We start from the raw sequence: 11,895 nt of genomic DNA, 5'->3' as shown, positions 1-11,895 counted from the left end.
TTGCAAAAAGAGCAGTGACTATCTTCGATTACTGATTGTCTTTGTTCAGTTTATGCTGCCACTGGCAATGGGCAAAATGCCGAATTTCTAAGTTATCACAGAGAGTTACTGTCCGCTTTTCAGATAAAGATTATACTTGCACTTCCGGCCGATCCTGCATAATCGACCCACATCTTCATTTTATTAAACGGAATAAATATGACCAAGCTTAAAGCAGTAATCCCGGTTGCGGGCCTCGGTATGCATATGCTCCCTGCGACTAAAGCCATTCCGAAAGAGATGCTGCCCGTCGTCGACAAACCGATGATCCAGTACATCGTTGACGAATGTGTTGCCGCGGGTATTAAAGAAATTGTGCTGGTCACGCATGCCTCAAAAAATGCGGTCGAAAACCACTTCGACACCACCTATGAGCTGGAAGCTCTGCTGGAAGCGCGCGTGAAGCGTCAGCTGCTGAGCGAAGTGCAGTCTATCTGTCCGCCGGGCGTAACGATCATGAACGTGCGTCAGGCACAGCCACTGGGTCTGGGCCACTCCATTCTCTGCGCCCGCCCGATGATCGGTGATAACCCGTTCGTCGTGGTGCTGCCGGATGTCCTGCTGGATGACTCTACTGCAGACCATATGCGCTATAACCTCGCGGCGATGGTAGCCCGTTTCGAAGAGACCGGCCACAGCCAGGTTCTGGCGCAGCATATGCCCGCGACTGATCTCTCCGAATACTCGGTCATCACCACCGAAGAGCCAATAGCTCATCCGGGCGATATCAGTAAAATCAAAACTTTTGTTGAGAAGCCAGAGCATCCGGCTGAACTGAACTCCGATCTGGCCGCTGTAGGGCGTTACGTGCTCTCTGCCGATATCTGGGCCGAACTCGAGCGCACCGAGCCAGGTGCCTGGGGCCGTATTCAGCTGACTGATGCGATCGCCAGCCTGAGCAAACATAAAACCGTTGATGTTTCACTGCTGACCGGGCACAGTTTCGACTGCGGCCGCAAGCTCGGTTATATGCAGGCGTTTGTCTCCTATGGACTGCGCAACAACGCGCAGGGTCGCGATTTCCGCGAAGCGATTCAGACCATTCTCGCCAAACAAAAGTAATGAATTTGCCGCGCGCTGCGCGGCCGATTGAAAGGAGTTCACATGGCCATTTTAGTCACGGGCGGAGCAGGGTATATCGGCTCCCATACGGTACTGGCGCTGCTGCAGCGCGGTGATGATGTTGTAGTGCTGGATAACCTCTGCAACGCCTCACGCGAAGCGATCAATCGCGTTGAAAAGCTGGCGGGTAAAAAAGCGACCTTCGTCGAAGGCGATATCCGCGATCGTGCCTGTCTGCGTGACCTGTTTGCAGCCAACAGCATTTCTGCGGTCATCCATTTCGCAGCACTCAAAGCGGTAGGTGAATCGACCCGTATGCCGCTGGAGTATTATGAGAACAACGTTGCAGGCACCGTGGTTCTGCTGGAAGAGATGCGCAATGCCGGTGTCTGGAACTTTATCTTCAGTTCATCAGCCACGGTCTACGGCGCAGATGCGCCGGTTCCTTATGTGGAAACGACCCCGATTGGCGGCACGACCAGCCCTTACGGCACCTCCAAGCTGATGACCGAATTCGTTATGCGCGACTTCGCAAAAGCTGAGCCGAAGTTTAAGGCAATTGCGCTGCGTTATTTCAACCCGGTTGGCGCGCATGAGTCAGGCGAAATCGGTGAAGACCCTACCGGCATCCCGAACAACCTGCTGCCCTATATCGCCCAGGTGGCCATTGGCCGTCTGGAGAAGCTGGGTGTCTTTGGTGGCGATTACGATACGCCAGACGGGACCTGTCTGCGCGACTACATCCATGTGGTCGACCTGGCGGAAGGGCACCTGAAAGCGCTGGATCACCTGAGTCAGGTCGACGGCTATACTGCCTTTAACCTGGGCGGGGGCAAAGGCTTCTCCGTGCTGGAGATGATCAGGGCGTTTGAAAAAGCGTCTGGCAAAGCGATTCCTTTCGAGATCAAGCCACGTCGTGACGGCGACCTGCCGGCGTTCTGGGCCGATGCCTCGCTGGCGAACACAAAGCTTGACTGGCGCGTGACGCGCGGCATCGACGAGATGATGCGCGATACCTGGAACTGGCAGAGCAAGAACCCGGATGGGTTTAAGTAAACGTTAAAGCAGCTGAAAAGCCTGTCTATGGACAGGCTTTTTTGCGTTATGAAACATGTAAATTCGCAGACTTTGAACTGCATCAGGAAGATGATAACATCGCAGGTTTAATATCGGTTTTTCTTTCTACGAGGGATGATTAACCAAATCTAATCAGCCCTTCTCTGTAATATAAAGAAACAATTCAAAAATCTGGTCTGTTAAATAGTCTTGTGGTAGCTGTTAAGCCAGGGGCGGTAGCGTGGTGTAAGCGCCCGGCGAACATAAATTAATCATTTTAAAAGTTGAAAACAGAGCGTAATTTATGAAGTATAGTTTAGGTTATCTCATTGATTTAGTTACAGTAATCACTGAGAAAGAGCTAAAGGTTCGATATAAAAGTAGTTTCCTTGGTTATTTATGGTCGATTGCCAACCCGCTTCTTTTCGCGATGATTTACTACTTTATTTTCAAGCTCATCATGCGGGTTCAGATCCCTAATTACACAATATTCATCATTACCGGATTATTCCCATGGCAATGGTTTGCAAGTACGACTTCTAACTCGCTGTTCTCATTCATTGCAAATGCACAGATTATAAAAAAAACAGTTTTTCCCAGATCGGTTATCCCCTTCAGTAATGTCATGATGGAGTGTCTGCACTTTTTGTGCACCATCCCTGTAATTATCGTGTTCTTATTTATATATGACATGACCCCCCACTGGAACTGGTTATATGGGATACCGCTAATAGGGATAGGGCAGTTGATATTTTCCTATGGGATAGCGCTTTTCCTGTCCACGCTGAACCTGTTTTTCAGAGATTTAGAGAGATTTGTCACACTAGGCATTATGTTACTTTTCTACTGCACCCCAATTTTATATGCAGGAGATATGATACCAGCCAATTATCAGTGGTTAGTTAATTATAACCCTCTGGCAGACATGGTATTAAGCTGGAGAGAGCTGTTTATGAACGGTAATGTTGATTATGAAAAAATTCTCTCACTGTACGGGATGGGCATAATCACAGTTATTATCGGCTCCTGGGTATTTAATAAATTGAAATTCCGATTTGCAGAGATCTTATAATGGAAGTAGCAATAGAATTCAAAGCAGTTACCAAGCGTTATCCTCTATATCATCATATTGGCTCCGGGATAAAAGAACTTATTTTTAATCCCAAGCGCGCGTTGACTCTGCTTTCAGGCAGAAGCTATCTCGCCATCGAAGATATAAGTTTTACTGTTTATAAAGGTGAGTCCGTTGCGCTGATTGGCCGCAATGGTGCCGGTAAAAGTACATCGCTTGGGCTTGTGGCTGGAGTTATCAAACCCACTGCCGGGGTTGTCAAAACCAACGGCAGGGTTGCCTCGATGCTGGAACTCGGCGGCGGGTTTCATCCGGAACTCACGGGGCGTGAAAATATTCGCCTGAATGCAACCCTTCTTGGATTGCGACGTAAGCAATTAAATGAAAGAATAGACAAGATAATAGAGTTTTCTGAGTTAGGTGAGTTTATCGATGAACCTATTCGTGTCTATTCAAGCGGGATGTTAGCTAAGCTGGGGTTTTCGGTGATTACCCAGGTTGACCCGGATATTCTCATCATTGATGAAGTCCTGGCAGTCGGAGACTATGCATTCCAGAAAAAATGTATTGAGACAATAAATAATTTTAAAGCCAAAGGTGTAACAATTCTATTTGTAAGCCACAATCTAAGTGATATCGAAAAAATTTGCGATCGTGTCATCTGGATTGAGAATCACAAATTGAGAGCAAGTGGTAGTGCCGAAAGTTTATTGCAACAGTATCGTTCTTCTATGTAAGGAAACATCGAATGAGTATTTATACCAATAAAGTCAAACTCTATACAAGTCATCATAAGCCTAGCGCTTTTCTTTCATCTCCAATAATCAAGCCTATCCATGTTGGAAAAGCGAATAGCTTTAATGATATTTGTTGTGGTGGTGATGATTCTGGTGAAAACATTTCGATTAAAAATCCATTTTATTGTGAGCTGACAGCTCAATATTGGGTGTGGAAGAATGATATTTCTTCTGAATATGTAGGTTTCATGCATTACAGGCGCCATCTGAATTTTTCAGATAAGCAGGATTACCCTGAAGATGTCTGGGGCGTTGTGAATGACGAAATTATTTCAGAAGAGTATGAAACTAAGTTCGGCCTGAATGAAGAGTCAATCGTTAATGCTATCGCCGATAACGATATCTTACTGCCCAAAAAATGGAGTGTCAGACAGGCGGGGAGCAAAAATAATTACGAGCACTACAAGATTTCACAGCATCTGCATATTGAGGATTATCAGTCAGCTATAGACAGTCTGCTTTATCTGTATCCGGAGTATGCTGCAGCAGTTAAGATTTTTAACAGTGCCCATGATGGTTACTACACTAACATGTTTGTTATGAAATCTGAGCTATTTGCAGAATACTCAGAGTGGCTGTTTAGCATCTTTGATGACCTGGAAAGCAATTTCTCAATGAGAAATTATAATGGTCAGGAGAAGCGCGTTATCGGACATATCTCCGAACGTCTGTTCAACATTTTCCTGATTCACAAGGAAAAGTCGGCGGGCCTGAAAAAGAAAGAACTCCAAAGGACTTTTGTTAAAACTGAAACATTTAACGGAAAGCTAAAGCCGGCTTTTAGCCACAATAACATTCCTGTGGTTATTTGTTTTGATGATAATTATGCACTTAGCGGCGGTGCGCTGGTCAACTCAATTATTAAAAATAGTAGTGAAAGCGATAACTACGACATTGTGGTTCTGGAAAACGGTGTTTCACAAAGAAACAAGTCCCGTTTTCTCTCTCTAATCAAAGGCAGGAGCAATTTCTCATTACGCTTCTTTGATGTAAACGCTTTTAGTGAAATGAAAAGCGTATATACACGTGCTCACTTCAGTGCTGCTACTTATGCCCGGTTGTTCATACCCTCTATATTCAGTGAGTTTGAAAAAGTTCTGTTTATAGACGCTGATACTATCGTGGAAAGCGATGTTGCAGAACTGGTTCATACTGAAGTGGGCGACAATTTAATCGCTGCAGTGCGTGACATCGTAATGGAAGGCTTCGTTAAGTTTGGCGCGATCGCACATATTGATGAACCTGCAAACCTGACTGCTGGCCAGTATCTGGAACAGATTCTGGGGATGAAAGAATCCCAAAATTACTTCCAGGCTGGTATTATTCTTTTCAATATTTCTCAAATGAGAAAAGAAAACACGTTTGCCAGTCTGATGGCGGCGATGAAGGCCCGCAGATACTGGTTCCTCGATCAGGATATCATGAATAAAGTATTTTATGACCGTGTTCATTATCTGCCAGGCGAATGGAACGTATATCATGGCAATGGAAATACCGATGATTTCTTCCCCAACCTGAAATTTGAAACCTATATGGGTTTTCTGAAATCAAGAAAGCAGCCTAAAATGATCCATTTCGCGGGTGAAAATAAGCCGTGGGATGCGCCTCATGTAGATTTCTTTGACAATTTTATGTCTTATATCAATGCAACCCCCTGGCAGAAAGAGGTTTATGACCGTTTAAATAAAACCGGTTTTACAACACAACCTGTAGTAGTGAATCAGCATGTTCTGTTTCAGACCAAGGTTAAAAGAAAGATTATGCCTTACTTTAACAGATTTGCTCCGGTTGGCAGTAAGCGCAGGCAAATGATCGCTCGTAACTATTACAAAATTCGTCGTGTGATTTTAGGTTAATTTATGAAAAAAAATATTCTGATTGTTGGTGCTGGTTTCTCTGGTGCGGTAATTGGCCGCGAACTGGCTGAAGATGGCCATAAAGTACGCATTATCGATGCACGCAATCATATTGCGGGTAATTGCTACAGCGAAAGAGACGCTAAGACGGATGTGATGGTTCATACCTATGGACCCCATATTTTCCATACCGATAATGAAAAAGTGTGGGAATACATTAACTCGCATTGCGAAATGATGCCTTATATCAACCGCGTTAAAGCAACTGTAAATGGCAGCGTTTATTCGCTTCCCATTAACCTGCATACCATTAATCAGTTTTTTGGTAAAACCTGCAACCCGACGCAAGCTAAAGAACTCATTGAATCCAAAGGCGACAAAAGTATCACCGATCCTCAGACATTCGAGGAGCAGGCATTACGTTTTGTCGGTAAAGAGTTATATGAGGCCTTCTTCAAAGGCTATACAATTAAACAATGGGGAATGGAACCTAAAGAGCTACCCGCGTCTATTCTGAAAAGATTGCCCGTCAGATTCAATTATGACGATAACTATTTCAATCATAAGTTTCAGGGCATGCCGAAAGAGGGCTATACCCCTATCGTCGAATCGATTCTTAATCATGAAAATATCACTGTTGAATTAAATACCCTTTTTGATCGTAACGAAAAAGAGAATTATGATCATGTTTTTTATAGCGGTCCTTTAGACGGGTATTTTGATTTCAAGGAAGGACGTTTAGGTTACCGAACATTAGACTTTAAGCGTTTTGAAGCTGAAGGTGATTACCAGGGCTGCGCCGTAATGAACTATGGTGAGGTTAGTGTTCCTTATACGCGCATTACTGAGCACAAATATTTTGCGCCGTGGGAACATCATGAGCAGTCTGTGTGCTATGAAGAATACAGCAGATCCTGCACTGAAAACGATATTCCCTATTACCCTATCCGGCAGATGGGCGAAATGCAGTTACTGAACAAGTATCTGGATGAAGCGGAAAAGGAAGAGAACATTACGTTCATCGGTCGCCTGGGTACCTATCGCTATCTTGATATGGATGTGACGATAAAAGAAGCCCTGGATGTTGTTGAAAAATATCGCCACGCGCTGCAAAACGATCAGAAAATGGCTGTTTTCTCGGTCAATCCCAGATGAAAATTGCCGCTTTAATTGTCACCCACAATCGTCTCGAAAAACTTAAAAAGTGTTGGACTGCGGTAGCGCCTTTACCCTTTTATGAAATAGTTATTGTGGATAATGCTTCAACCGATGCTACTTCTGACTGGTTAAAGAATCTGAACGACCCTCGTCTGAAAATAATTTCAAGTGAAGTTAATGATGGCGGAGCTGGTGGCTTTTACAGAGGCTCTGAATGGATAGCAGCAAACAGCACCCCGGACTGGGTGCTGTTTTTTGATGACGACGCCTATCCGGACTCAACATTACTCGAAAACTTCATTGTCAGTGATAAGCAACATGCTCAGGCGATTGCGACCCGCGTTCTGGATACGCGAGGTTCGCGTTGTAAAATGAATATTCCGTGGAAAAAAATCCCCAATACTGTCGGTGAATTACTGCAGTATTCTGGTGAAAGTTCCGAATTTGAAGCTGTTGAATTGTCCACTACAGAGATTCAGGCATTTTCATTTGTAGGCGTATTTATAGCGTTTAATACGCTTAAAGAGACTTATCAATTCATTGATAAGTCCCTTTTTATCTATTTCGATGATGTCTTTTATTCATGGAAATTGCATATTGAAGGTTGTAAATTAGTATATAATCCCGATCTGGTTTTTCATCACGATGTTGTTGAGTCCAGTTCTGCTATGATGCCATGGAAAATTTATTATTTAGCACGAAATTTGATATCATCGCGATATATTTTTTCCGACAGAAAACCGTTTAGCATTATTTCTATCTTTTTGCGGGTAGCTAAATATTATTTATTGGCAGGCAAGTCGAAAAGCAAATTTAGTTACCTCACGTCTCTATCCAGAGGTGTTATTGATGGCTTGTTCTTTGCGGCTAAAGGTTCTAAAAATGGCAGGCGTTAATGAAAAAGCTTTGTTTTTATATTAATTCTGATTGGTATTTCAATTTACATTGGAAAGAGCGGGCGCTGGCTGCAAAAGAAGATGGATACGAAGTTCATGTAATCTGCAATTTCGAAAGCGCGAAGATCTTCAGAGAATTCGAGTTATCAGGCATTAAACCTCATGACTCCCGAATGTCAGAGCAATCTCTTAATCCGCTTGTCATGTTCAGGGATTTAGTCCGATCGCTTCAGATTATCAGGAAAATAAAGCCCGATATTTTACACTGTATCACTATCAAGCCGTGCCTTATCGGCGGGTTTTATGCAAAAGTTTTCAGGAAAAAACTGGTATTAAGCTTTGTTGGTTTAGGCAGGGTATTTTCTTCGAATGCGAAAAAATATAAAATACTTAAACATAGTGTCTCAGCTTTTTATCGATGGGTTAGCAAAAAAAAGGACATATTCTTTATCTTCGAACATGAAATGGATCGAGATAAAATAATTTTAATTACAGGAGTTGACCCGACCAAAACGATCGTAATCGATGGTGCAGGAATCGATACTGAGAAGTTTGAATATCTGAATGAGCCCGATAATACGCCTCCTGCCGTTTTATTCGCCAGTCGTCTAATCTGGAGTAAGGGCCTTTCTGATCTTATTGAGGCAAGAAAAGTTCTACTGCAAAGAGGCGTGCATTTTAACCTTGTGGTTGCAGGTATTACAGTTAAGAAAGACCCTGACGCTATTCCCGATGATGTCATCAGAAATTGGTCCGAAGCAGAAGATATTATCTGGCTTGGTCAACGTGATGATGTTAAGACGCTTATAGAGCAAGCAAATATCGTTGCCTTGCCATCAGTTTATGCCGAGGGTGTGCCAAGAATTCTGATAGAGGCTGCGGCTGTTGGGCGTCCCTCAATCTCATATGACATGGGTGGGTGCAGCAGTATCATTGTTAACAACTGTACAGGTTTCATCGTTGATAAAAATATTGATGATCTGGCGCGAAAACTTGAAATCTTAATTACGAATAAAAAACTGAGAATGGATTTCGGAGTGAATGCTCGGGCCTGGGTAATGTCGCGTTTTTGCTCAACGTATGTGATAAAGAGAACACTGGGGGTATACAATGAACTTGAGTGACAAAGTAGAGAAATCCATGCCATCAAAAATCGTTGTAGAAGTTCCGGTCTCCTGGATGAAAAACCCAGTCGATGGACACAAGCACAGATTTTTTATTACTAACCTGATTCTGGCGCTCACAGAAAGAAAAATTCCTCTTTATTTCAGAGAAGTCCCTTTTGGCGCTGATGAGGCTCCCAGAAAGCCAGAAAAGGGAACTTTAGTCTTTTCATACCACTCGTGGGGTGAGGAAAAGAATATTGTCAGGATGAAAGAAGCTGCAGTTACTCCATTATTTTCAATGGATTTTTCCGGCTATTCCGGCTGGTCCGATATTTCGCTAAACTTTGATGAATATAAAGATAAAGTTGAAGGTTTAGGTGAAATAGAAGTCGAAAGAATTCTCGACGAATGGAAATTGAAGTTCATTGAAAAAAATGAATCAAAATATCCTCAGTCTGATGAGGCACTGCCTGAAAGTGCTAAAGGGTTTGTCTTTTATCCTATGCAGGTCCAGAATGATCCGGTCGCTATTCATAGTCACTATGATGGCGTCCGTTTACTGTTAGATGCGGCAGAAGTTGCGCGAGAAAAAGAGATCTATTTATTCGTTAAACGACATCCGTTCTGCCAGTCTTTTGCTGTTGAAGAGACGATTACATTGCTCACGCAAAGCAATCCCTGGGTGGTCAGAACTAACAGCAACATTCACCACCTAATCAGAGAATCCCGGTCGGTGATTACCATTAATTCCGGCGTTGGAATTGAAGCATTAATTGATGGAGCCTCTGTTTTTTGCGCAGGTAAATGTGAATGGCAGCAGTGCTCAACTATTATTAAAGATAAAAAAGATCTGGAACAAGCGTTTTCTGATAATCCGGAGAAAATGAATGCTAATCAGAAAAAATTACTTGCTTTCCTTCTGACCGATTACTGGATCGATCCCAATATTACGTCAAAATTTGACGATGCTATCGATAGAGCGCTAGCCAGCTTTGATCCTGAGTATGGAGATTTGGCCACGGAATTGAATCCATCAGATGTATTATTGCCTATCATTCTGGACCTGCACGGCCGTCTTGAATATGAACAGCGCAAAGCCAAACAATCTACTCTTGATGCGTATGCAGCAATAGACTTGTATGAAAATCTTAAGAAAGAAAAGGAAAGCATCGTCACTGAACTTCAGCGCTACATTGAACGTGTCAGAGTTTGTGAAGAAGAGTTAGAGCAGTTACGCAACAGACTATAGAACCGCATTGGATTTCAGGCATGAATGCGGTTTTTGTCTGTTAGTGCTTGATTTTACAAGCCGATGTAATTTTTGATTTGCATCATGTATTATGAAAAAGTGCATTTTTGAATGATTATTAGTCTTAAAATCAGACAGGAGTATGTAATGTCCAAGCAACAGATCGGCGTTGTAGGTATGGCAGTGATGGGCCGCAACCTGGCTCTTAACATTGAGAGCCGCGGTTACACTGTTTCTATCTTTAACCGTTCACGCGAAAAGACTGATGAAGTCATCGCCGAGAATCAGGGCAAGAAGCTTGCTCCTTTTTACACCGTTGAAGAGTTCGTTGAATCGCTGGAAAAACCACGTCGTATCCTGCTGATGGTTCAGGCGGGTGAAGCGACCGATAAAACTATCGCCTCGCTGACGCCTCATCTGGATAAGGGCGACATTCTGATCGATGGCGGTAACACCTTCTACAAAGATACCATCCGTCGTAACAAAGAGCTGTCTGACCAGGGCTTCAACTTTATCGGTACCGGTGTGTCTGGCGGTGAAGAGGGCGCACTGAAAGGCCCATCCATCATGCCTGGCGGTCAGAAAGAAGCTTACGAGCTGGTTGCACCAATCCTGGACAAGATTGCCGCGCGTGCCGAAGATGGCGAAGCCTGTGTAGCTTACATCGGTCCGGACGGCGCCGGCCACTACGTGAAGATGGTCCACAACGGCATCGAATACGGCGACATGCAGCTGATCGCGGAAGCCTACGCACTGCTGAAAGGCGCGCTGGGTCTGAACAACGAAGAGTTGGCTCAAACCTTCACCGAGTGGAACAATGGCGAGCTGAGCAGCTACCTGATCGACATCACCAAAGATATATTCACTAAGAAAGATGAAGAGGGTAAATACCTGGTCGATGTGATTCTGGATGAAGCGGCGAACAAAGGCACCGGTAAATGGACCAGCCAGAGTTCTCTGGACCTCGGCGAGCCACTGTCATTGATCACCGAATCTGTCTTCGCCCGTTACCTCTCTTCACTGAAAACGCAGCGTGTAGCCGCCTCTAAAGTGCTGAGCGGCCCTCAGGCTCAGGCCTTTACCGGTGACAAAGCGGAATTTATCGAGAAAGTGCGTCGTGCGCTCTATCTGGGTAAAATTGTCTCTTATGCACAGGGCTTCTCGCAGCTGCGTGCCGCATCAGAAGAGAACAACTGGGATCTGCACTACGGTGAAATCGCGAAGATCTTCCGTGCTGGCTGCATCATCCGCGCCCAGTTCCTGCAGAAGATCACTGATGCTTACGCAGAAGATGCAGGCATCGCAAACCTGCTGCTGGCACCGTACTTCAAAGATATCGCGGATCAGTATCAGCAGGCGCTGCGCGATGTGGTTTCCTACGCGATTCAGAACGGTATCCCGACGCCGACCTTCTCTGCTGCGATTGCTTACTACGACAGCTATCGTTCAGAAGTTCTGCCTGCCAACCTGATTCAGGCGCAGCGTGACTACTTCGGTGCGCATACCTATAAACGCATTGATAAAGACGGTGTGTTCCACACTGAGTGGTTAGATTAATCACTAAAAAAGGGCGTCCTTCGGGAAGCCCTTTTTTTATCATGGCA

General features: G+C 44.3%; 10 protein-coding genes. All 10 read left to right on the top strand.

What is annotated here, in order from left to right:
* The first annotated feature begins 198 nt into the window (after positions 1-198).
* The 10 genes from galF (at position 199) to gndA (ending at position 11,848) form a co-directional block, all read left to right on the top strand.
* Positions 199-1,101: a UTP--glucose-1-phosphate uridylyltransferase GalF gene (galF, locus tag ACNY69_RS05260; RefSeq protein WP_418797526.1), complete on the top strand. Its 903-nt coding sequence runs from the start codon at positions 199-201 to the stop codon at positions 1,099-1,101.
* 42 nt (positions 1,102-1,143) lie between these two features.
* A complete protein-coding gene (gene galE / locus ACNY69_RS05255; RefSeq protein WP_111139203.1) occupies positions 1,144-2,157 on the top strand; it encodes a UDP-glucose 4-epimerase GalE in 1,014 nt (337 codons plus the stop codon).
* Positions 2,158-2,461: 304 nt separating this feature from the next.
* Positions 2,462-3,229, top strand: a complete 768-nt coding sequence (locus ACNY69_RS05250) for an ABC transporter permease (RefSeq protein ID WP_288476118.1) — start codon at positions 2,462-2,464, stop codon at positions 3,227-3,229.
* Positions 3,229-3,966, top strand: a complete 738-nt coding sequence (locus ACNY69_RS05245) for an ABC transporter ATP-binding protein (protein WP_367395625.1) — start codon at positions 3,229-3,231, stop codon at positions 3,964-3,966. The genes ACNY69_RS05250 and ACNY69_RS05245 overlap by 1 nt, the downstream gene beginning before the upstream one ends.
* Before the next feature lie 11 nt (positions 3,967-3,977).
* The gene (locus ACNY69_RS05240; protein ID WP_418797525.1) at positions 3,978-5,882 is read left to right on the top strand and encodes a DUF4422 domain-containing protein; all 1,905 of its coding nucleotides are present in this window, start codon (positions 3,978-3,980) and stop codon (positions 5,880-5,882) included.
* A 3-nt stretch (positions 5,883-5,885) separates the two neighbouring features.
* A complete protein-coding gene (gene glf / locus ACNY69_RS05235) occupies positions 5,886-7,037 on the top strand; it encodes a UDP-galactopyranose mutase (protein ID WP_367395623.1) in 1,152 nt (383 codons plus the stop codon).
* A complete protein-coding gene (locus tag ACNY69_RS05230) occupies positions 7,034-7,936 on the top strand; it encodes a glycosyltransferase (RefSeq protein WP_367395622.1) in 903 nt (300 codons plus the stop codon). The genes glf and ACNY69_RS05230 overlap by 4 nt, the downstream gene beginning before the upstream one ends.
* Entirely contained in the window at positions 7,936-9,060 is a 1,125-nt protein-coding gene (locus ACNY69_RS05225; RefSeq protein ID WP_293771743.1) for a glycosyltransferase family 4 protein, read from the top strand. Before ACNY69_RS05230 ends, ACNY69_RS05225 begins: the two co-directional genes overlap by 1 nt.
* Positions 9,047-10,291, top strand: a complete 1,245-nt coding sequence (locus ACNY69_RS05220) for a capsular polysaccharide export protein, LipB/KpsS family (protein WP_418797523.1) — start codon at positions 9,047-9,049, stop codon at positions 10,289-10,291. Before ACNY69_RS05225 ends, ACNY69_RS05220 begins: the two co-directional genes overlap by 14 nt.
* 147 nt (positions 10,292-10,438) lie before the next feature.
* Positions 10,439-11,848, top strand: coding sequence for an NADP-dependent phosphogluconate dehydrogenase (gene gndA, locus ACNY69_RS05215; protein ID WP_111141976.1), 1,410 nt, complete (start codon positions 10,439-10,441; stop codon positions 11,846-11,848).
* The last annotated feature ends 47 nt before the right edge of the window (positions 11,849-11,895 follow it).

The sequence above is a fragment of the Pantoea graminicola genome (genome assembly GCF_048452665.1).
In the GTDB taxonomy this organism is placed as follows: Bacteria; Pseudomonadota; Gammaproteobacteria; order Enterobacterales; family Enterobacteriaceae; genus Pantoea.
This window is presented reverse-complemented; position numbering and strand designations above follow the sequence as displayed.

Excerpts from the sequence above, each read along its gene's own strand:
- ACNY69_RS05240 (WP_418797525.1), top strand. The coding sequence starts at position 3,978 with ATGAGTATTTATACCAATAAAGTCAAACTCTATACAAGTCATCATAAG.
- galF (WP_418797526.1), top strand. The coding sequence starts at position 199 with ATGACCAAGCTTAAAGCAGTAATCCCGGTTGCGGGCCTCGGTATGCAT.
- gndA (WP_111141976.1), top strand. The coding sequence starts at position 10,439 with ATGTCCAAGCAACAGATCGGCGTTGTAGGTATGGCAGTGATGGGCCGC.
- glf (WP_367395623.1), top strand. The coding sequence starts at position 5,886 with ATGAAAAAAAATATTCTGATTGTTGGTGCTGGTTTCTCTGGTGCGGTA.
- ACNY69_RS05250 (WP_288476118.1), top strand. The coding sequence starts at position 2,462 with ATGAAGTATAGTTTAGGTTATCTCATTGATTTAGTTACAGTAATCACT.
- ACNY69_RS05220 (WP_418797523.1), top strand. The coding sequence starts at position 9,047 with ATGAACTTGAGTGACAAAGTAGAGAAATCCATGCCATCAAAAATCGTT.
- ACNY69_RS05245 (WP_367395625.1), top strand. The coding sequence starts at position 3,229 with ATGGAAGTAGCAATAGAATTCAAAGCAGTTACCAAGCGTTATCCTCTA.
- ACNY69_RS05225 (WP_293771743.1), top strand. The coding sequence starts at position 7,936 with ATGAAAAAGCTTTGTTTTTATATTAATTCTGATTGGTATTTCAATTTA.
- galE (WP_111139203.1), top strand. The coding sequence starts at position 1,144 with ATGGCCATTTTAGTCACGGGCGGAGCAGGGTATATCGGCTCCCATACG.
- ACNY69_RS05230 (WP_367395622.1), top strand. The coding sequence starts at position 7,034 with ATGAAAATTGCCGCTTTAATTGTCACCCACAATCGTCTCGAAAAACTT.